This window comes from Bradyrhizobium sp. LM2.9 (assembly GCF_054056555.1).
This window is the reverse complement of sequence record NZ_JBSRYJ010000002.1, coordinates 4,911,032-4,929,347: the sequence shown is the minus strand read 5'-3', so window position 1 is coordinate 4,929,347 and position 18,316 is coordinate 4,911,032. Positions and strand designations below refer to the sequence as shown.

General features: G+C 64.8%; 22 protein-coding genes and 1 riboswitch. Of the genes, 9 read left to right on the top strand and 13 right to left on the bottom strand.

All coding sequences use genetic code 11. The annotated features are described in order from the left end of the window. Positions 1-18: 18 nt before the first annotated feature. Positions 19-483 carry a hypothetical protein gene (locus tag ACVWW3_RS25705; protein ID WP_456649747.1) on the bottom strand — a complete coding sequence of 155 codons (465 nt, stop codon included), beginning with the start codon at positions 481-483 and terminating at the stop codon, positions 19-21. Between the two features lie 181 nt (positions 484-664). Here ACVWW3_RS25705 and ACVWW3_RS25700 point away from each other — a divergent pair, with 181 nt between their 5' ends. Both ACVWW3_RS25700 and ACVWW3_RS25695 read left to right on the top strand, forming a co-directional pair. Continuing rightward, on the top strand, positions 665-958 hold the full coding sequence (locus ACVWW3_RS25700) for a hypothetical protein (protein ID WP_247352976.1): 294 nt from the start codon (positions 665-667) through the stop codon (positions 956-958). Positions 959-1,003: 45 nt separating this feature from the next. Next, complete coding sequence (locus ACVWW3_RS25695) at positions 1,004-1,534, top strand: DUF3617 domain-containing protein (protein WP_456648253.1); 531 nt, start codon at positions 1,004-1,006, stop codon at positions 1,532-1,534. Between the two features lie 20 nt (positions 1,535-1,554). Here the strand turns inward: ACVWW3_RS25695 and ACVWW3_RS25690 are convergent, their stop codons facing one another. The 3 genes from ACVWW3_RS25690 to ACVWW3_RS25680 are packed head-to-tail and all read right to left on the bottom strand — an operon-like array spanning position 1,555 to position 4,238. Further along, positions 1,555-2,943, bottom strand: a complete 1,389-nt coding sequence (locus ACVWW3_RS25690; RefSeq protein WP_456648254.1) for an ATP-binding protein — start codon at positions 2,941-2,943, stop codon at positions 1,555-1,557. A 24-nt stretch (positions 2,944-2,967) separates the two neighbouring features. Then, complete coding sequence (locus ACVWW3_RS25685) at positions 2,968-3,699, bottom strand: response regulator (protein ID WP_247352981.1); 732 nt, start codon at positions 3,697-3,699, stop codon at positions 2,968-2,970. Further along, positions 3,696-4,238: a MarR family winged helix-turn-helix transcriptional regulator gene (locus ACVWW3_RS25680; protein ID WP_247352983.1), complete on the bottom strand. Its 543-nt coding sequence runs from the start codon at positions 4,236-4,238 to the stop codon at positions 3,696-3,698. The genes ACVWW3_RS25685 and ACVWW3_RS25680 overlap by 4 nt, the downstream gene beginning before the upstream one ends. A gap of 339 nt (positions 4,239-4,577) precedes the next feature. Between ACVWW3_RS25680 and ACVWW3_RS25675 the strand changes: the two genes are divergently transcribed. Then, positions 4,578-5,660 carry a branched-chain amino acid aminotransferase gene (locus ACVWW3_RS25675; RefSeq protein ID WP_456672175.1) on the top strand — a complete coding sequence of 361 codons (1,083 nt, stop codon included), beginning with the start codon at positions 4,578-4,580 and terminating at the stop codon, positions 5,658-5,660. Between the two features lie 81 nt (positions 5,661-5,741). Here ACVWW3_RS25675 and ACVWW3_RS25670 read toward each other — a convergent pair whose 3' ends face one another. Continuing rightward, on the bottom strand, positions 5,742-5,876 hold the full coding sequence (locus ACVWW3_RS25670; protein ID WP_456648255.1) for a hypothetical protein: 135 nt from the start codon (positions 5,874-5,876) through the stop codon (positions 5,742-5,744). Here ACVWW3_RS25670 and ACVWW3_RS25665 point away from each other — a divergent pair. The 4 genes from ACVWW3_RS25665 (at position 5,875) to ACVWW3_RS25650 (ending at position 8,756) form a co-directional block, all read left to right on the top strand. Further along, positions 5,875-6,399, top strand: a complete 525-nt coding sequence (locus ACVWW3_RS25665) for a YegJ family protein (protein ID WP_456648256.1) — start codon at positions 5,875-5,877, stop codon at positions 6,397-6,399. The two genes, ACVWW3_RS25670 and ACVWW3_RS25665, sit on opposite strands and share 2 nt — an antisense overlap. Before the next feature lie 50 nt (positions 6,400-6,449). Then, on the top strand, positions 6,450-7,970 hold the full coding sequence (gene hisS, locus ACVWW3_RS25660) for a histidine--tRNA ligase (protein ID WP_456672174.1): 1,521 nt from the start codon (positions 6,450-6,452) through the stop codon (positions 7,968-7,970). Between the two features lie 55 nt (positions 7,971-8,025). After that, on the top strand, positions 8,026-8,274 hold the full coding sequence (locus ACVWW3_RS25655; RefSeq protein WP_456648257.1) for a tautomerase family protein: 249 nt from the start codon (positions 8,026-8,028) through the stop codon (positions 8,272-8,274). Between the two features lie 86 nt (positions 8,275-8,360). After that, entirely contained in the window at positions 8,361-8,756 is a 396-nt protein-coding gene (locus ACVWW3_RS25650; RefSeq protein ID WP_456648258.1) for a thioesterase family protein, read from the top strand. 132 nt (positions 8,757-8,888) lie between these two features. Here ACVWW3_RS25650 and proC read toward each other — a convergent pair whose 3' ends face one another. Next, entirely contained in the window at positions 8,889-9,713 is an 825-nt protein-coding gene (gene proC, locus ACVWW3_RS25645) for a pyrroline-5-carboxylate reductase (protein WP_456648259.1), read from the bottom strand. A gap of 183 nt (positions 9,714-9,896) precedes the next feature. Continuing rightward, on the bottom strand, positions 9,897-10,397 hold the full coding sequence (locus ACVWW3_RS25640) for a type III secretion system chaperone family protein (RefSeq protein WP_354052651.1): 501 nt from the start codon (positions 10,395-10,397) through the stop codon (positions 9,897-9,899). A 431-nt stretch (positions 10,398-10,828) separates the two neighbouring features. Beyond that, a riboswitch (FMN riboswitch) is annotated at positions 10,829-10,988 on the top strand. Positions 10,989-11,064: 76 nt separating this feature from the next. On the opposite strand from ACVWW3_RS25640, the gene ACVWW3_RS25635 reads away from it, so the two are divergent. Continuing rightward, positions 11,065-11,628, top strand: a complete 564-nt coding sequence (locus tag ACVWW3_RS25635) for a 6,7-dimethyl-8-ribityllumazine synthase (protein WP_456648260.1) — start codon at positions 11,065-11,067, stop codon at positions 11,626-11,628. An 85-nt stretch (positions 11,629-11,713) separates the two neighbouring features. Here ACVWW3_RS25635 and ACVWW3_RS25630 read toward each other — a convergent pair whose 3' ends face one another. From ACVWW3_RS25630 to ACVWW3_RS25615, 4 genes are all read right to left on the bottom strand, one after another. After that, positions 11,714-12,748, bottom strand: coding sequence for a D-alanine--D-alanine ligase family protein (locus tag ACVWW3_RS25630; RefSeq protein ID WP_456648261.1), 1,035 nt, complete (start codon positions 12,746-12,748; stop codon positions 11,714-11,716). Continuing rightward, positions 12,745-13,773: a putative zinc-binding metallopeptidase gene (locus tag ACVWW3_RS25625; RefSeq protein ID WP_456648262.1), complete on the bottom strand. Its 1,029-nt coding sequence runs from the start codon at positions 13,771-13,773 to the stop codon at positions 12,745-12,747. The genes ACVWW3_RS25630 and ACVWW3_RS25625 overlap by 4 nt, the downstream gene beginning before the upstream one ends. Before the next feature lie 214 nt (positions 13,774-13,987). Next, on the bottom strand, positions 13,988-14,941 hold the full coding sequence (locus ACVWW3_RS25620) for a ribose-phosphate pyrophosphokinase (protein ID WP_247352999.1): 954 nt from the start codon (positions 14,939-14,941) through the stop codon (positions 13,988-13,990). A 193-nt stretch (positions 14,942-15,134) separates the two neighbouring features. Continuing rightward, positions 15,135-15,758 carry a hypothetical protein gene (locus ACVWW3_RS25615; protein WP_354107044.1) on the bottom strand — a complete coding sequence of 208 codons (624 nt, stop codon included), beginning with the start codon at positions 15,756-15,758 and terminating at the stop codon, positions 15,135-15,137. A 93-nt stretch (positions 15,759-15,851) separates the two neighbouring features. Between ACVWW3_RS25615 and ACVWW3_RS25610 the strand changes: the two genes are divergently transcribed. Further along, positions 15,852-16,424, top strand: coding sequence for a hypothetical protein (locus ACVWW3_RS25610; protein ID WP_456648263.1), 573 nt, complete (start codon positions 15,852-15,854; stop codon positions 16,422-16,424). A gap of 3 nt (positions 16,425-16,427) precedes the next feature. On the opposite strand, the gene pgeF is transcribed toward ACVWW3_RS25610, so the two are convergent. Together pgeF and ACVWW3_RS25600 are read right to left on the bottom strand one after the other, a co-directional pair. Further along, positions 16,428-17,195, bottom strand: a complete 768-nt coding sequence (gene pgeF, locus ACVWW3_RS25605) for a peptidoglycan editing factor PgeF (protein ID WP_247447854.1) — start codon at positions 17,193-17,195, stop codon at positions 16,428-16,430. Then, a complete protein-coding gene (locus ACVWW3_RS25600) occupies positions 17,192-18,310 on the bottom strand; it encodes a class I SAM-dependent methyltransferase (RefSeq protein ID WP_456648264.1) in 1,119 nt (372 codons plus the stop codon). The genes pgeF and ACVWW3_RS25600 overlap by 4 nt, the downstream gene beginning before the upstream one ends. Positions 18,311-18,316 lie beyond the last annotated feature (6 nt).

Sequence of the window (18,316 nt, the reverse complement as noted above, 5' to 3'; positions counted from 1 at the left end):
GCTTAAGGCTTAGGCTGCTTAAGGCTTGGCGGCGCGGCAGGACGGGTTGTAGGCCCAGTTGCGGTCGAGCCCGACCACGCACCATTCGACGCCCTGGCCGAAGCTGGCGAAGCCGCCATCCTCGATGATCGAGAAGTGCACCTTGCGCATCTTGCCGTCCGTGAGCATGGCCTCGCCGCTGCAAAAGCGGCGCGGAATGTTATCGGGTGCCCAGGGCCGGAACGCGGTCTCGCGAACCGCGGCGAAGCCGGTGATCTTCAACGAGGAATTCCAGAACGAGCTTTCCTTCTCCAAGAACTGGGAAGCGATCGTCGGCAGCGCCCTGTCGCATTCGGAGACGTTGCCGTCATAGCGCGGCCCGCTCAGCCAGAAATTCAGCTCCAGCGGATTGGCGGCCCTGGCCTCACCGAGCGACAGCGCCCCGAACAGGAGGCCGAGCACGGTGGCAAAGCGGAGCGATTTCAGGGAGGTCGAGGCGCGCATGGGCAATCCAGACAGCATGATCTGCGAGGGACGGACGGTGCCGTGAAGGCCGCGCGGGGTCAAGTGCAGCGCGGCAACACTCGCCGACGAGTTGACCACAAGGTCGCAGCAACCGGCCTTCCGTTCTTTCCACCGCCGCCCCGGCACCGTAAACTGCCACCAACCAATCGGAGTGACGGGAATGCGAATCATTGCGGCCGCGGGCCTACTTGCCTTGGGTATGATGGCGAGCCAGTCGGCGCGCGCCGATATCCTTCCGGTGCCTCCGTTCAAGGGCAACGACACCGGCGGCATCATCGCCTATTCGATGGCAACCCAGGTCGATGCGCGGCAGGTCGCGGTCGATCATTGCGCGCGCTACGGAAAAGTCGCGAAATTCCTGGGGGTGCAGGCCTATGAGGGCGGCTACATCTCGTTCTCGTGCCGCTGGGTGCCCTATGGCGCTGCCGACAAGCCGATCCGCACGCTCTACTGAGGCGTTTTCGTAACGCCAGCAATCTCTCAGCCGGGAGCTTCTCACATGACGCGCAAACTCGCTTTGCTCGGCTCGGCCCTTTGCCTCGTCTTGTCGGCCGGCGTAGCCAGCGCCGACGATCTGCCGATGCGCAAAGCTGGTCTCTGGGAATTGAAGATGCTCAGGACCGGTACGCCCGTGCCCGAAATGACCATGCAGCACTGCACCGACGAGACCGTCGACAAGGAGATGAACAACAACGTCTCCCCGATGGCCAAGCAGATCTGCGCCAAGCAGGACATCAAGAAGACCGCGACCGGCTATGTCAGCGATTCCGAGTGCAGTGTCGCCGGCATCAGCACGACCTCGCATGCCGAGATCACGGGCGATTTCAATTCGGCCTACACGGTGAAGACCTCGTCGCACGCACAAGGTGGCGCCGCCGGCGCCGCGGGGCGCGATTCCACGATGACACTCGAAGCCAAGTGGCTCGGAGCCTGCAAGCCCGAGCAGAAGCCCGGCGACATCGTGATGCCGGGCGGCTTCAAGATGAACGTGCGCGACATCGACAAGCTGAAGACGCTGCTGCCGAAATAGGACTGTTGCGGCTACATCCGTTATACCGGTATCCGCACGCTCGCCCTTAATCCGCCCATCGGGCTATCGCCGAGCGTGATGTCGCCGCCATGCGAGCGGGCGATGTCGCGTGCGATCGCGAGGCCTAGGCCGGTGCCGCCTTCGTCCTGGTTGCGGGCGTTGTCCAGCCGCAGGAACGGCTTGAACACCTCTTCGCGCAGATGGGCGGGAATGCCCGGCCCGTCGTCGTCGACCGTCACGGTCAAATAACGGTGATCGCGCTGGCCGGTGATGGCGATGCTTCTGCCGTAGCGGGCGGCGTTGGTGACGAGGTTGGCGAGGCAGCGCTTGAACGAGGCCGGCTTCACCGTGACCACGGGCAGCCCGTTGAACGCGACGGTCGCGGTGTGGCCGTGGCGTTCGGCGTCGCTGCGCAACTCCTCGAGCGCCTGTGCCATGTCGGTCGGCTGCGACTGCTCGCCGGAATCGCCACGGGCAAACGCGAGGTAATCTTCCAGCATCATCGACATCTCGTCGACGTCCTTGCGCATGCCCTCCATTTCAGGGCTGTCGCCGATCAGCGCCAGTTCGAGCTTGAACCGCGTCAGGATCGTGCGCAGATCGTGACTGACGCCGGCGAGCATCGCGGTGCGCTGCTCCATCGTGCGCTCGATGCGCGATTTCATTTCGAGGAAGGCGACCGACGCGCGCCGCACCTCGCGCGCGCCGCGCGGCCTGAAGTTCGGCGCCTCGCGGCCCTTGCCGAAGCTTTCGGCGGCGTCCGCAAGACGCAGGATCGGCTTGATCTGGTTGCGCAGGAACAGCACCGCGACGATCAGCAGGATCGAGGACGTTCCCACCATCCAGAACAGGAAAATCTCCGAGTTCGAGGCATAGGCGGCGCTGCGCTGCGCGAACACGCGCATCACGGCATCGTCGAGCTGGATCCGGATCTCGACGAGGTTGGAGCGGCCGACCGTGTCGATCCAGAACGAGCGCCCGATCTGGCGGCCGAGCTGCACCGACAGGGTCTGGTCGAGCAGCGAGAAGAACGGCTTTGGCCCGGGCGGCGGCATGTCGCCGGCCGGAAGGAAATCGACGACGAGGCCGAGGCGCTGCTGCGCGATGCGGCGGATCTGGTCGCGGTCCTTGTCTTGCGGATAGCCCTTGTAGACGTCGATCAGCGCGGCGATGTCCTGCACCACCGCCGCCGACAGGCGCCGCGTCACCGTGTTCCAGTGCCGCTCCATGAACACGAAGGCGACGACCGACTGCAGGATCACCATCGGCACGATCATGATCAGCAGCGCGCGGGCATAGAGGCCGGTCGGCATCCAGCCCTTGAATGCGTTGCCCATCCAGCCATTGACGGCGGACACGCGGCCGGCGGCGCTCTTCAAAAGCGTCAGGCCGGTATCGATCGTGCTCATAGGGGGCGCTTCACTTCACAAAACTCAAGGCGAGGCGACCAGCCGGTAGCCGATACCGCGCACCGCCTGGAGGAACAGCGGATTGGCGGGATCGGTCTCGATCTTGCGCCGCAGGCGGTTGATCTGCACGTCGACGGCACGCTCGTTGACGCTGCCATTGCCGGTCAGTGCGCTGCGCGGCACGGTCTCGCCGGGCGTCTCCGACAGGATCCGCAGCATCTCGCGCTCCCGGTCGGTGAGGTGGATGACGTCTTCGCCCTGGCGCAACTCGCCGCGGTCGAGATGGTAGACGTAGGGACCGAACGCGATCTTCTCGACCGCTGCGGCCTGCGGCGGCGGCGCGGCGCGCTTGAGGATGTTGTTGATGCGCAACGCGAGCTCGCGCGGCTCGAACGGCTTTGCGACGTAGTCGTCGGCGCCGATCTGCAGGCCCTCGATGCGGGCTTCGGCTTCATGCCGCGCCGTCAGCATCACGATCGGCACCGAGGAGGAGGTCCGGATGAAACGGGCGAGATCGAAGCCGGTCTCGCCGGGCATCATGACGTCCAGGATCAAGAGGTCGAAGTGCAGGCCCATGAGCTTCGCGCGCGCGTCGCTGGCGCTGCCGGCGGTCGAAACGCGATAGCCTTCGCCGGCGAGAAAGCGCGAGAGCAGATCGCGGATGCGGCGGTCGTCGTCGACCAGCAGGAGATGCGGGGCATCGTCGGCCGGGCGTGCCGGCGGGCGGGCGAGCGTGGCAGCGAGCGGCACGGTCACTCCTTGGCGTCGTGGTTGACGGAAGCGAAGATCGTCTCGAGCACCTTGTCCGGATCCTCGCGATCGATCATCGCGCGCAGGAAGCGCTTGACGGTCTCGGCATCCTGCGGCGCCATCTCGGCGAGCGCCCTGGTGATCCGCGTGGTCTGGAGGCCGGCGAGCTTCTGCACCAGCGCCTCGCCCTTCGGTGTCGCAAAGAGCAGGCGTTGGCGGCGATCATTGTCGCCGGTCTTCTGCACGATATACCCCTCGTCCAGGAGCTGCTTGAGCACCCGGCCGAGCGATTGCTTGGTGATGCGCAGGACGTCGAGGAGATCGGCGACCTTGAGACCGGGATAGCGATAGACGAAGTGCATGACGCGGTGGTGAGCCCGGCCGAAGCCGAACGCCTCCAGCTCCTGGTCGGGATCGCCGACGAAATCGCGATAGGCGAAGAACAGCAGCTCAATGATATCCCAGCGCAAATTGCCTCCGTCGCCTGCCGCCGGCCGTGGCTCGGCAGCGTCTTGAGGGGGAGTCGCGAAATTTATGTCAGGCATATTGACGTATCTTGGGTCCAATGTTACAAAACGATCAGCTCGCACGAAATTTTAAATCGTTTCACTGCGGGCGGCATTTCCAGGAGCGGTTGGTGAGCGCCGAACAGGCGGCGACAGCCGGATCAGATCTACCGTGCGATTGTCGAGCGGTGTTCGGCAAAACATACTGGACTTCTGCCTTCCGCAAAAGCATGTCCTCGGCGACATGCTGGCCACGGAAACCGGCCGTAACAAGGCTGGCGGTGGTCCGGCCAGTAACCTAGTCAAGCCAGCCGAGCCCGGAAAAGGGCAGGCGGGCGCCAGAACAGCGCCGCCACCGGCAGCGGGAGGCCTAAGGACATGAGCATGAAATTCGACATCCAGCCCGCATCCAATCCGATCCCCGAGAAGGACCGCGTCGCCAAGCTGGTGGACCCAGGTTTCGGGAGGGTCTTCACCGACCACATGGCGGTGGTTCGTTACAACCAGGCCAAGGGCGGCTGGTACGAGGCGCGCGTCGAGGCCCGCGCCAATTTCCAGATCGATCCGGCCGGCGCCGTCCTGCACTACGCTCAGGAAATTTTTGAAGGCCTCAAAGCCTACAAGCGCGACGACGGCGGCGTGAACCTGTTCCGTCCCGACGCCAATGCGCGGCGCTTCAAGGACTCGGCCGATCGCATGGCGATGGCGCAGCTCCCCGAAGACATCTTCATCGAGGCCGTCGAGCACGTCGTGCGCATCGACCGCGCCTGGATGCCGGGCGGCGAGGGCAGCCTTTACCTGCGTCCCTTCATGATCGCGAGCGAGACCTTCCTTGGGGTCAAGCCGTCCTCCGAATACATTTTCGCGGTGATCGCCTCGCCGGTCGGCTCCTACTTCAAAGGTGGCCCCGCGCCGGTGTCGATCTGGGTTTCAGAGAACTACACGCGCGCCGCGGTCGGTGGTACCGGCGCCGTCAAATGCGGCGGCAATTACGCTGCAAGCCTGCGGGCGCAGGCCGAAGCCATCCAGCACGGCTGCGATCAAGTCGTCTTCCTGGACGCGGTCGAGCGCCGCTACGTCGAGGAGCTCGGCGGCATGAACGTGTTCTTCGTGTTCGAGGACGGCTCGCTCTCGACGCCGCCGCTCGGCACCATCCTGCCCGGCATCACCCGCGACTCCATCATCGCGCTGGCCAAAGACGCCGGCAAGACCGTGCGCGAGGAGCCGTACTCGCTCGACCAGTGGCGCAAGGATGCGGCAAGCGGCAAGCTCAAGGAAGCGTTTGCCTGCGGCACTGCCGCCGTTATCTCGCCGATCGGCAAGGTGCGCTCGGTCAGCGGCGATTTCGAGATCAGCGGTGGCGCCGCCGGCCCTGTCGCCATGGGCCTGCGCAAGCAGCTCGTCGACATCCAGTATGGCCGCACCAACGATCCGCACAGCTGGATCAAAAAGGTGTTTTGAGGTCTCGTGCCCCGGACGCGCTGCAGCGTGAAACGCTGCTGCGCAGAGCCGGGATCCATTTCGCCGCGGATGGACCCCGGATCAGCAGCGCACCACGCCGCCAAGAGGCGGCGCGTTGCGCAGCATCCGGGGAACGCCAGCCGGCATGCCATGAACTCGCTTGCACGACCGCGCGACAAAGTCCGAGACATCAAGGCATTCGGACATCGCGATCATGGCTTCCACGCTTTCCCAACCCCTGAAATGGGCCGTTCTCGCCGCAATCACCGGCGTCACCGTCTTCGGCATCCTGAGCATCGGCCCCAAGCCGGATATCTCCGCTGAGGGCCGTTCGCCCGTCGTCGACGTGCGCACCACCGATCCGGAGATGAACGCCGCGATCGCGCGCGCCCGCGGCACGCTGCCGACATTCTGGGCCTCCTATGAGGCGCCGAAGCCGTCGGAGACAGGGCATGCCCTGAAGGTGCACTTTTCGACCCGCAAAGGCGGTGAGCACATCTGGATGGCCGAGGTGACGAAGCTACCGAACGGGGCTTATTCCGGTCTCTTCGCCAACGAGCCACGCGATCTGCCCGGCAAGCGGGCAGGCGACAAGGTCGAATTCACTGAAGCCGACATCTCGGACTGGATGTTCATGCGCAACGGCAAGATCGTCGGCGGCGAAACCATCAAGCCAACGCTGAAGTCGCTGCCGAAGGCGGATGCGGACGCGCTGAGGGCGCGGATGGAGCAGCCGTAGGGGGCAAGCCGGCAGTTGCCGCACCCCGCGTCGGCTGGTAAATGCCGCGCATGGCCGAAAAACCCAAAAAAACCCCGAAACTGAAGGCGCGGCTGCCGCGCGGGCTCGAGGATCGCGACCCTGCCGCGATCCGGGCGACGCGCGAGATGGTCGAAAAAATCCGCGCCGTCTACGAGCTCTACGGGTTCGAGCCGGTGGAAACGCCGGCGATGGAATACACCGACGCGCTCGGCAAGTTCCTGCCCGACCAGGATCGTCCGAACGAGGGCGTGTTCTCGTTCCAGGATGACGACGAGCAGTGGATCAGCCTGCGCTATGATCTGACCGCCCCGCTCGCCCGCTACGTCGGCGAGCGTTATGGGACCGACGGTCTTGTCCTGCCGTATCGCAGTTATCGCGTCGGCTACGTGTTCCGCAATGAAAAGCCCGGCCCCGGCCGCTTCCGCCAGTTCATGCAGTTCGATGCGGACACGGTGGGATCGGCGACGCCGGCGGCGGATGCAGAGATATGCATGATGGCGGCGGACACGATGGAGGTGCTTGGTGTTCAGCGCGGCCAGTACGTCGTGAAGGTCAACAACCGAAAGGTGCTCGACGGCGTTCTGGAAGCCATCGGGCTCGGCGGCGAAGAGAACGCGGCACGCAGGCTGACCGTGTTGCGCGCAATCGACAAGCTCGACAAGTTTCCCGCCGAGGAAGTGCGCAAATTGCTCGGTCCCGGCAGATGGGATGGCGGCGAAGAAGGCAAGGGCGACTTCACAAAGGGCGCCAATCTGGGCGCGTCTGAGGTCGACGTTGTTCTCGCCATCACCAAACCGCGCGATGATTGGAAAGAGGCCATCGCCGCGGCAGAAACTTACCTCGCCAAGAGCGAAGTTGGTCAGGCCGGCGTGAGCGAGCTGGAAGAGATTGCCAAACTGGTTACGACATCGGGCTACGGCGCTGATCGCATCCGTATCGACCCCTCCGTCGTGCGCGGCCTCGAATATTACACCGGCCCCGTCTACGAGGTCGAACTGCTGCTCGACACCAAGGACGAGAAGGGCCGTCCGGTGCGGTTCGGCTCCGTCGGCGGCGGCGGCCGCTATGACGGCCTGGTCTCGCGCTTCCGCGGTGAGCCGGTGCCGGCGACTGGATTCTCGATCGGCGTGTCGCGGCTTCAGGCCGCGCTGACGCTGCTCGGAAAGCTCGACACAAAACCCGAGTTTGGCCCCGTCGTCGTCACCGTGTTCGATCGCGACCGTGTCGCAGACTATCAGAAGATGGTCGCGAGCCTGCGCACCGCCGGCATCCGCGCCGAGCTCTATCTCGGCAATCCCAAGAACATGGGCAACCAGCTCAAATATGCCGACCGCCGCAACAGCCCTTGCGTGATCATCCAGGGCTCGGATGAGAAGGCGCGCGGCGAGCTGCAGATCAAGGATCTGATCGAGGGCGCGAAGGCGGCGGCTGCGATCGCTTCCAACCAGGAATGGCGCGAGAGCCGCCCGGCGCAGTTCTCGTGCAGCGAGGCCAATCTCGTCGCAAAAGTGCGCGAGGTGCTGGCGCGCCATGACGTGAGCTGGGGCTAGCCATTCGCTGACGCCGCCATGCCCGGGCTTGTCCCGGGCATCCGCCTCCTGTTTGATGGCGCCCGTCAACGGCCGGTGTTCGGCCCCAAGGGAGAGAAAAATGCCTGAGATCACTGTCAGCATGGCCGAAGGCCGCAGCGACGAACAAAAGGCCGGCATGATGCGCGACATCACCCAGGCACTGGTGAAGAATCTCGGCGTCGACGCCGATGCCGTCGTCATCCAGATCAACGAAGCCCCGCTCCGCCACAAGATGAAGGGCGGCAAGACCTTTGTGGAACGCGCGGCGGCGGCGAAGAGATAGCCACTGCTCGAGCGCCAATCACAACTGTCGTCCCGGCCTAGTGCGCAATTGCGCACGGGGGGCCGGGACGACGCCGAGCAAGCAACATGGACGCACGCGACTTCATCACAATCGGCATGAACGCCGAGCGCATGCTGGTGGTGCCAGTAGAGCGTACGGTCGGGCATTTCGTGCCCGGCATGCCCATGGTCTACGCGACGCCGATGATGATCCTGGAAATGGAGATGACGTCGGGCGATGCGATCCGCCCGGCGCTTCAGCCGGGCTGGGTCACCGTCGGCACCGAGGTCGACATCCGGCATCTTGCAGCAGCTCTGGTCGGCGCGACGGTGCGGACGACCGCGAAGGTCGTCGCGGTCGAGCGCCGCGTCATCCGCTTCGAGGTCGAGGCTTTCGAGGGCATGCGAAAGCTTGGCGAGGGCCGCCACGCGCGCGGGCTCGTCAATGTCGAGATGTTCAACAAGCGGTTGGGGACGACGTAGGAGCCGCTTGCTCTGCCTCATCCTGAGGAGACCGCGCAGCGGTCGTCTCGAAGGATGGCTCGCGGGCGAGAGCCGGGCCTGCATGGTTCGAGACGGCGCTTCGCGCCTCCTCACCATGAGGGGATAGCTTCCTTACTTCGCCAGCTCCTTTGACCGCTTCGTCGCCGCCGCGATCGCGCGGATCATCAGATCGCGCAGGCCGGGCTCGCTCATCAGCACGCCGAGGGCTGCGGCGGTGGTGCCGCCGGGCGAGGTGACGTTCTGGCGCAGCGTGCTGGAGGGAAGCTCCGACTGGTGGAGAAGTTCACCGGAGCCGGCGACGGTTTCGCGCGCGAGCTTTGTCGCGAGCGCCTCGGGCAATCCCGCCTCGACACCGGCGCGCGCGAGCTCTTCGGCGAGCAGAAACACATAGGCCGGGCCCGAGCCGGAGACGGCGGTGACCGCGTCCATCAGGCTCTCATCGTCGACCCATTCGACCGAGCCGGTGGCGCGCAGCAGCGCATCGGCCACCGCGCGCTGGGCCGCGCTGACGTTGTTCGCCGCGACCGCGACGGTGATGCCGCGGCCGATCGCGGCCGGCGTGTTCGGCATCGCGCGCACCACGGCGCCACCGCAGACCTCTTCAAGCGAGGCGATCGTGGTTCCCGCCATGATCGAGACCACCGAGGTTTTTTCAGAGACAAATGATTTCAGCTTCGCGCCGGCCTCGCGGAACATCTGCGGCTTCACCGCGACGACCATTGTCTCGACCGTGCCTACCGTCGTCACATCGGGATTGAGCGCAACGCCCTTGGCGGCAAGCGCGGTGATCTCGGGCGAGATGTGCGGATCAACCACAGCGACGCGGCGCGGATCGAGCCCGCCCGAAAGCCATCCGGTCAGCATCGCGCCGCCCATCTTGCCGGCGCCGGCGAGCAGGATGGTGCCGGTGATGTTTTTGAGAGTGCTGTTCGCCATCGCTGTTGCCAATGCCGTCGTCCTGGCGAAGGCCAGGACCCATTACCCCGGCTGGTTCTAGAGGAAGGATGGCAGGGCAACAAGCATCGCGAGCTACGCAAAGACCTCGCGGTATCGGTCCTGGCTTTCGCCAGGACGACGATGGAGAAAGCTGGGCTCGCTCGCCGCCTCGGGAGAGTGTGCTTACGCCTCGCCCACCGTGTCGAACATTGCCGCGTCCATGGCTTCCGTCGTGGTCTTGCCCGCCCACACCACGAACTGGAACGCCGGAAAATAGCGCTCGCAGGCGTGGATGGCGCCGGCGAGCATGGCTTCGCATTGCGCGGTGGAGGCGGCGAGCCCGCCCGGCAGCACCAGGGCCTGCCGGTGCATGATCATGCCGGTGTTGCTCCACAGGTCGAAGTGCCCGACCCACAACTGCTCGTTGACCGCGGCGACGAGCCGCTGCACCTCCGGTCGCCGCGCAACCGGAATCTTCATGTCGAACGCGCAGGCCAGATGCAGCGCCTCGATCTCGCCCATCCAGGTGAAGGAGATCTGGTAGTCGGTCCATTGTCCCTTGGAGACAATCGTGAGTTCGTCTTCGCCGGAGCGTTCAAACGGCCAGTTGTTGCTGGCAGCGATATCCTCGACCACCGCGAGCGGATGGTTTTTCGAATCGATAGTGCCTTCGAGCAGGGACATGCCGTCTCGACCTCTTGCCTTTTTGTTGTCTCTGATACGCACGCGCTTGGTCCGGCGCGCGCTTCCTTAACGTCGTTAAGGCGTTCCCCTCGGAGTCGCTGTAGCGATCCCGGGATCAGCGCGGGCTTGTCGCGGATCAACTGATGTGATTTGCGGAATCTGCGCAACCGGCTGCCGAGTCCGTCCACAAGCCATGACTCGTTCGTCCACAGCTCATCTCGGCCACAATTATTAACGTGGGATGTCCCAACCGGGATGGAGGAGAACAAACCGGAATCGGATTCGCGTGGAATGCCCGATCGTTAATTCCGCCCTGCGAGGGCCGGGTCGGCCAAAGCGGCATGGGACCATGCGATTTCCCCATGCGGAACGTACTTGCTGTGGCAGCTCGCCGGCGCCATATTTCCCTCAGGCCGTTCATTCCGGACGGCCGATGTTCTCAGGGCGGGGTGAAAGTCCCCACCGGCGGTAAGGGCCGAAAGGCCTAAGCCCGCGAGCGCCTTCCTCAAGGTCTTTTACCGAAGGGAAGGGTCAGCAGATTCGGTGCAACTCCGAAGCCGACGGTTAAAGTCCGGATGAAAGAGAACGGTCGGTGGCAGACGCATCGCAGGATGCGGCTGTTTGTCGTTCCGTGTGCCCTGATTCTGGTCCTTAACTGAGGAAAGCCATGAATCAGATGTTGCAAGACCCCCAAACCGAAACGCCCCAACCAACCCAAACGCCGCCGCCGGTTCCACAGGATCCCGCGACGGAGCATCCGCGCTTCGCAAAGCCGCAGCGGGTGGCCTTCGTGCAGGCCTGCTGGCACCGCGACGTGGTCGAGGAGGCCCGCATCGCCTTCGTGAGGGAGGCAGAAGTGCGTCACCTCAATCATGTCGACGTGTTCGAGGTGCCGGGCTCGTTCGAGATCCCGCTGCATGCGCAGATCCTCGCCAAGACACGGCGCTACACCGCGGTCGTCGCGGCCGGCCTCGTCGTCGACGGCGGCATCTACCGCCACGAGTTCGTCGCCGACACCGTGATCAAGGCGCTGATGGATGTGCAACTGCGTACCGAGGTGCCCGTGTTCTCCGCGGTGCTGACGCCGCAGCAATTCCACGAGACCGAGGTGCACTACGATTTCTTCCGCAGGCATTTTGCGATCAAGGGCGTCGAGGTCGCGGCCGCCTGTGCGGAGACATTGCTCGGTCTGGAGCGCCTGCGTGGCCAGGTCGCCGCGGGAATTGTGTAACGTAGCGCAATGACCAGCACCCCTCATCCCGAGGAGCGCGAAGCGCGTCGCGAAGGATGAGGGGCGATTGCTGCCGTGTTCGTCATCACCCCAGCGACACCCCCGCCTTGGCGCGGCTTATTCCGAGCATCAGGATGCGTTGCAGGAGAGCCGGATATTTGAGCCCGGCATGTTGAGCCGCCGTGGCGAACTCCTGGCTCTTGGCGATCTCGGGATTGGGGTTGGCTTCGATGAAATACGGCGTGCCGTCGGCGGAGAGACGAAAATCGATGCGCGCGTAGCCGTCGAGGCCAAGCGCCCGGTAGATGCGTTTCGCGGCCCGCTGAATGCTGGCGGTCACGTCCGGCGCCAGATCCTTCGCAGGCCCGTCGACGATGCCGACCTTCTCCTGATAGTCGGTGTCGTGCTTGGCCTTCTCCGTGGCGATGTGCCGTGACGAACGGCCGCCCATGCTGCCGAATTTCAACTCCCAGACCGGCAGAACGCGTAAGCGATTGTTGCCGAGCACGCCGACGTAAAGCTCTCGCCCCTCGATGAACTGCTCGGCGATGGCGGCGGATTCGCCCCGCTCGTGGATGAAGGCAACCCGCTCCGCCAGCTTCTCGTCGCTGTCGACGATCGATGCCTGCGAGATGCCGAACGAGCCATCCATGTTCAGGCTCTTGACGATCAGCGGCAGCGCAAGACGGGTCGGGCGCTTCACCTTGCGGCGCATCGGGAAGACGGCAAAGGCCGGCGCGGCGATCCGGCGGTGATGCACCAGCGTCTTGGACAAATCCTTCCCGCGCGCCAGGATCAGCCCGCGCGGATTGCATCCGGTATAAGGGACCTTCATCAGCTCGAGATAGCTCGCGATGTGCTGGTCGAAGGCGACGTTGTTGTGGAATTCCTCCAGCAGCGTGAAAACCACGTGCGGCTTGAACTCCTCGATCGCTACGCGCACCGGCTTGATTTCCTCCTGCGCGCCGAGTGGCCGCACCTCGTGGCCGGCCGCGCGCAAGGTGCTCACCACGTCGTATTCCGTTTTCCACGCATTGATCTCCTGTGCGGAGTATCCGTCGGAGGAGTCCGGGGGCAGGAAGTCCGGATGCATCAGCACGAGAATACGGAGACGTCTCATAGCGCGATCCATTTGCGCCGAGACGGGCCAAACAGCGCGTGCATCGTCTTGGCGGTCACGAGGACGGTGAAATCGAGGACGAGCTTCTGTTCGGGGCCGACGGCGCGGAGATCGAGCTCGCGGCAGCGGAAGATCATGTCGTCAAGCACGGCATCGAGCGTGAGCTGGTTCTCGCCCGTCCATCGCGCGACCAATTGCCTGATCTGGGCGCGGTGTCGCCTGATCAGGGTCGAAGCCGGCTTTGAGCGGTGATGCCGTGGATCGGCTGAAAACAGCCGGGAGAGATCGCGGTCGTAGGTCTTCGGGGGCGTGAAGGCGTAGAACGCCTGCTTCTTCTTGTAGTGCTCTTCGAGCGTCTGGCTGAGCCGGCCCAGCGGATCGACACGCTCCCGCGTCGTGACCGACGGCCGCTTTCCCGCGATCTCGCCCATCAGCTCGTCGATATATTCGAGCTTCTTCAGTGCCGGCCAGCCGGCATATCGCGTCCGCCAGTTCGAGCGCGGCCGCAGCCACACCGCAAAGGTCTCGGCGAAATCCTCGTCCGGATGGCTCTGCGCATACCACAGCCGCAGATGCTGGACGTAACGCCTGCTCGCCGGATTGGGCCGGTAATAGCGCGGATAGTGTTTCGACGACGGGCCGAACAATTGCTGCCAGCGCCGGCGGCGTTGCAGCTGATAGCCGTGCTGTATGGCGTGGCCCGCTTCGTGACGGAGGATGGCCATGCATTCGCGCCAGGTTCCGCCCTCGACGTCGAACATCATCTTCTTCTCGAGCTTCATCAGGCGGGGATGGGCGAGATAGAAGGGGATGGCGATGCCGGGGACGCCTCCCGGGCTGAACCATTCGCTCGAGATCCAGGTATGCGGCCGCAGCCGGATGCCGCGCTCCTCGAGCTCCTCGTGGAGCGTGCCGACACAATCATCGAGCCAGGTGCCTTCGACCGTAACCCTCAGGCTGGAGAGCCGTTGCTTGAGCAACTCGTCATCCGACAGCTTTTCCCAAGCGAATTTCCGGCGTGGCATCAGGCATCCAGAGGGCAGAGATGACTCGGTATCCGGATGATGTCATGGGGCGGGGCCGGCAACAACCCGCGAGGTCTTCGAGGCGTGCCGCGGCGCGTCGGCGCCCGTGGCCATGTGGTGCGCAAAGTGAAGCGTGCTCACCGATTGCGCCGCAAAGAAAAAGGTGGGCACGGCGCCTCGCGCCATTGCTCACCCTGCGACATCGCGAAGCTAATCAGTCGAACAGGCTCGACACCGATTCTTCCGCCGCCGTGCGCGCGATCGCGTCGGAGATCAGGCTGGCGATCGGCAGCGTGCGGATGTTCGGCGCCTTGCTCACCGCATCCGTCGGCAGGATCGAGTCGGTGATCACGAGCTCCTTCAGCTTGGAGTTTGTGATACGGGCGGCCGCACCGCCGGAGAGCACACCGTGGGTGATGTAGGCGTAGACGTCCTTGGCGCCCTTGGCGATCAGCGCGTCGGCTGCGTTCACCAGCGTGCCGCCGGAGTCCACGATGTCGTCGATCAGGATGCAGGTGTAGCCGGCGACGTCGCCGATCACGTTCATGACCTCGGATTCGCCGGCACGTTCGCGGCGCTTGTCGACGATCGCGAGCGGGGTGTTGATGCGTTTGGCGAGGCCGCGGGCGCGTGCCACGCCGCCGACGTCGGGCGAGATCACCATCGTCTTGGAGAGGTCGAACTTGTCCTTGATGTCCCGCACCATCAGCGGCGCCGCGTAGAGATTGTCGGTCGGGATGTCGAAGAAGCCCTGGATCTGGCCGGCATGCAGGTCGAGCGTCATGACGCGGTCGACGCCGGCCTGCGTGATCAGATTGGCGACGAGTTTTGCCGAGATCGGCGTGCGCGAACCTGATTTGCGATCCTGCCGGGCGTAGCCGAAATAGGGCAGCACCGCGGTGATGCGGCGCGCCGAGGAGCGCCGCAGCGCGTCGGTGATGATCAGCAATTCCATCAGATGGTCGTTGGCCGGGAACGAGGTCGACTGGATGATGAAGGCATCCGAGCCGCGGACGTTCTCCTGGATCTCGACGAAGATCTCCATGTCAGCGAAGCGCCGTACCACCGCCTTGGTCAGCGGCAGGTCGAGACCTTGCGCGATGGCCTGGGCGAGAGCCGGATTGGAGTTGCCGGCGACGAGCTTAATGGAGCCGTTCTTGGCCGACATGGACGCTTCCTCCCGCGCTTTGTTGGACAGGATGTTCAACATCAGAGAATACCCACTGGAAGCACGGTTACGACGGGCGAGGAAATATCAGGCGGAGGGCTGCAATGGCAACCCGGGATGCTACGTTTTCCCTGCGAAATCCTGAGTCCGGTCAACGGTTTGGCCTGAAGTTGGGGCCGTGGTTTAGCGGGGGTTATCGCTCGGCATAGCCGAGCGCCGAGGCCGGCATCCCGGCCGCCGGAGCCTCCGGGATCACGCTCGCCACGGCCGGCCCGCGCAAGCCGGGAGCCGAGCCCGGCGCATCCGGTGTGCCATTGATCATGTTGGAAAGTCCGCTGAATCCGGCCTGGGCGATCTTCCGCAGCACGAGGTCGTCAGCGGCGCCCCACGGATCGCGGCCGCCCTTGGCGGACGTGGGTTCCTCGCCGGAAAGGCGCAGCGCGCGCTGCTGGTTGGCGTCGTAGACGTCCCAGACCCAGGCGATCACGGTTTTGCCGCGGACAATCTGGGCGGAGAGGTAGCTGCGCACGCGGTAGGCGGCCGTCCCCTCGCGGGAGACCACGGACAGGCTGCGCAGCTTGGATTCGCTGTCGAGCACGCCGACCATGCGGTCGAACACTTGCGGCGGCGGCCCGTCGATCGATTCGAACGCGACCGTTGCTCCAGAGCCGGCGCTCGGCGCCATCGCATAGGAGTTCGCAGCACCACCGCCGCCGGCGCAGCCGCCAAGCGCGCAAGCAACCGCAATCGATGCGGCGGCGATCGCGGCGCGCATGATTGTCCCGGTTTGGAGCAGGCGGGTTGACGCTTCCCTCATCGCGCCTTGCGATATCGTTAAAATCGCTTAACGTCTAGGGCAGGCAGGACACAGGGCTTAACCGATCAGGCCAGCGTGCATGGGGAGCGGTCGATGAGAGACCCGGCTTTTGGCTTGATCATCGCGTGCCTTGCCGCAGGCCCGGTGGCCGCAGAGGAGAGCGCTGCGGAGGTCATTCAGTCCTTCGGATTGGTCGGGACGTGGTCGGTCGATTGCAAGCGCGATCCAAATCAGGCTTGCACGAGCAACGGCTGCGGCGCGCGGATGACATACATTGTGCCGCCCTCGGGATCGCCGACAATCAGGAACGTGATAGGGACGTTTTCGCCCGGCCAGGTGCGGACATTCATCAGCACGATCTACGCGGCGACCCGCATCGCGGCCGACAAGATCAAGTTCGTGTCCGTTCAGGATCCTCCGGCGAGCGTCGCGGCGGTGTGGTGGCGTCAGCCTGGCGAGCCTTGGGAGATTGTCCTGTTGAAGGTTGGCGACAAGTATCGAACATTTTCCGCGCATCGCGAGGACAAGAAGAAGTTCGACGTCGAAGAAGGCTTTTACGTCCGGCCGCCGCCGCCACCCCCGCCCGCCAAGACATATGACGAACTGCCGACGAAATGGGATCGCACCCAGCAGCAAGCGCCGTTGTTTGAAAAGTGCAGCGACTGACGCCTACCCTTCGAGCACGATCGCGTGAACGTGGCGGCCGTAATCCGGCTCCTTGCGATGCACCGAGCGGCGATAGCTGAAGAAGCGCTCGTCGGCGTAGGTATCGAGGCCGAGATCGTCGATCATCAGGATGCCCGCGGCTTCCAGACGTTTCCGGATGAAGCCGGCCAGGTCGAACATCGCGTGGCCTTCGCGCACCGACGGGATGAAGAACATGGCGTTGTCCGCATCCGCCTCGATGAAGCGGGCCACGAACTCGTTACCGACCTCGTAGCTGTCCTGGCGGATTAACGGGCCGATCGCGGCGATGATGCCGCTGCGCGAGGCGCCGAGCTTTTCCATCGCCGAGATCGTCGCCTCCAGCACGCCGGTGAGGGCGCCCTTCCAGCCAGCATGTGCGCCGCCGATCACGCGCGCGTTGGGATCGACGAACAGCACCGGTCCGCAATCGGCGGTGGAGACGCCAAGCGCGATGCCCGGCACCTTCGTCACCAGCGCATCGCCCTTCGGCCGCGGCCCGCTGGGCCACGGCGTGTCGGCGACGCGCACGTCGGGCGAATGGATCTGGTGCAGGCTGAGAAAGCGTTCCGGCGCGACGCCGACATGCTCGGCCATGCGGCGGCGGTTCTCTGCGACAAGGGCCTGATCGTCGTTGGAGCCGAGCCCGCCGTTCAGCGCCGAATAGATGCCGCGTGAAACGCCGCCCTCCCGGGTGAAGAAGGCGTGGCGCAGGCCGGGCACCGCCGACAGCAGCGACGAGCCAAGCGTCATGACGCGCCCCTGGCCTGTTCGAGATCGCTCAAGCCCGCAAGGCCGGTCAGACGCGGCTCGGAGATGCCGAGCACCTTGAACATCGAGCCCATGCCGCTGCGCCCGGTATCGGTCAGGCGCTTGAGCGCGATCGAAATGTCGGTGGCGACATCAGGCGTCGCCTTCTGCATCAGCGCGGCTGCACGGGTCTCGATGCCGACGCGCTTGAGGAAATCGCCCTGCGTCACCGGGCCGTGCACGTGGGCGCCGACATCCTCGGCCGCGCGCGCCAGCGCCTGGAAGTCGACATGGGCGGTGACGTCGGCCTGGCCCGGTGCCTTCAGGGGATCGGTAAAGGTGTGGCGCGCGATCGCCTGGAAGGTGTCGCCGGCATCGCTGCGCAGATGGCCGTAGTCGATGATCAGCGCCGCGCCGTCCTGGTCGCGCACGCGGCTGGCGAGCTTCATAACCTCCGCATCGGGCCGCCATTCGAACACGGCCCCGACTGGCGCGGCGCGCACCAGAGGCGGCAGCAGCACCTCGAAGCGCGGCGTCGGTTCGGCCGCAGCGCCGAACTGAAGTTTTCCGTTGGCGTCGACCTCGATCACGCGCTCGTGCCAGCCGTTCTCGTGACGGACCATCTGGTGGATCGGCAGCACGTCGAAATATTCGTTGGCGAGGATGATGCTCGGTCCCTCAGGCACGTCGTCGATGCTGTCGTGCCAGGCGATGTTGCGTACGCCCGCCAGCGTCGCACTCTGCCGGTCGCGCAGGACGGGATTAACCTCGACCATGTGGATGTGAAGCGCCTGGTAGAGCGGCGGCAGCACGCGGAGCGCACGCAGCGCATCCGCCATCATGGTGCCGCGGCCGGGGCCGAGCTCGATCAGCCGCAGGAATTGCGGCGAGCCCATCTGCTTCCACACCGAGGCGGTCCACAGGCCCAAAAGCTCGCCGAACATCTGGCTGACCTCGGGCGCGGTGGTGAAGTCGCCTTCTCGTCCCAGGGGATCGCGCGAAACGTAATAGCCATAGCGCGGGTGCATCAGGCACAGTTCCATGTACCGCCAGACCGGCATGGGGCCTGAGGATTTGATCAGCGCCTTGATCTCGTTGAGTAACGGCTGGTCGGTCACGGCCTA

Coding starts and splice junctions, on each gene's coding strand:
- ACVWW3_RS25705 (WP_456649747.1), bottom strand. CDS start 483: ATGCGCGCCTCGACCTCCCTGAAATCGCTCCGCTTTGCCACCGTGCTC.
- ACVWW3_RS25700 (WP_247352976.1), top strand. CDS start 665: ATGCGAATCATTGCGGCCGCGGGCCTACTTGCCTTGGGTATGATGGCG.
- ACVWW3_RS25695 (WP_456648253.1), top strand. CDS start 1,004: ATGACGCGCAAACTCGCTTTGCTCGGCTCGGCCCTTTGCCTCGTCTTG.
- ACVWW3_RS25690 (WP_456648254.1), bottom strand. CDS start 2,943: ATGAGCACGATCGATACCGGCCTGACGCTTTTGAAGAGCGCCGCCGGC.
- ACVWW3_RS25680 (WP_247352983.1), bottom strand. CDS start 4,238: ATGCCTGACATAAATTTCGCGACTCCCCCTCAAGACGCTGCCGAGCCA.
- ACVWW3_RS25675 (WP_456672175.1), top strand. CDS start 4,578: ATGAGCATGAAATTCGACATCCAGCCCGCATCCAATCCGATCCCCGAG.
- ACVWW3_RS25665 (WP_456648256.1), top strand. CDS start 5,875: ATGGCTTCCACGCTTTCCCAACCCCTGAAATGGGCCGTTCTCGCCGCA.
- ACVWW3_RS25670 (WP_456648255.1), bottom strand. CDS start 5,876: ATGATCGCGATGTCCGAATGCCTTGATGTCTCGGACTTTGTCGCGCGG.
- hisS (WP_456672174.1), top strand. CDS start 6,450: ATGGCCGAAAAACCCAAAAAAACCCCGAAACTGAAGGCGCGGCTGCCG.
- ACVWW3_RS25655 (WP_456648257.1), top strand. CDS start 8,026: ATGGCGCCCGTCAACGGCCGGTGTTCGGCCCCAAGGGAGAGAAAAATG.
- ACVWW3_RS25650 (WP_456648258.1), top strand. CDS start 8,361: ATGGACGCACGCGACTTCATCACAATCGGCATGAACGCCGAGCGCATG.
- proC (WP_456648259.1), bottom strand. CDS start 9,713: ATGGCGAACAGCACTCTCAAAAACATCACCGGCACCATCCTGCTCGCC.
- ACVWW3_RS25640 (WP_354052651.1), bottom strand. CDS start 10,397: ATGTCCCTGCTCGAAGGCACTATCGATTCGAAAAACCATCCGCTCGCG.
- ACVWW3_RS25635 (WP_456648260.1), top strand. CDS start 11,065: ATGAATCAGATGTTGCAAGACCCCCAAACCGAAACGCCCCAACCAACC.
- ACVWW3_RS25630 (WP_456648261.1), bottom strand. CDS start 12,748: ATGAGACGTCTCCGTATTCTCGTGCTGATGCATCCGGACTTCCTGCCC.
- ACVWW3_RS25625 (WP_456648262.1), bottom strand. CDS start 13,773: ATGCCACGCCGGAAATTCGCTTGGGAAAAGCTGTCGGATGACGAGTTG.
- ACVWW3_RS25620 (WP_247352999.1), bottom strand. CDS start 14,941: ATGTCGGCCAAGAACGGCTCCATTAAGCTCGTCGCCGGCAACTCCAAT.
- ACVWW3_RS25615 (WP_354107044.1), bottom strand. CDS start 15,758: ATGAGGGAAGCGTCAACCCGCCTGCTCCAAACCGGGACAATCATGCGC.
- ACVWW3_RS25610 (WP_456648263.1), top strand. CDS start 15,852: ATGAGAGACCCGGCTTTTGGCTTGATCATCGCGTGCCTTGCCGCAGGC.
- pgeF (WP_247447854.1), bottom strand. CDS start 17,195: ATGACGCTTGGCTCGTCGCTGCTGTCGGCGGTGCCCGGCCTGCGCCAC.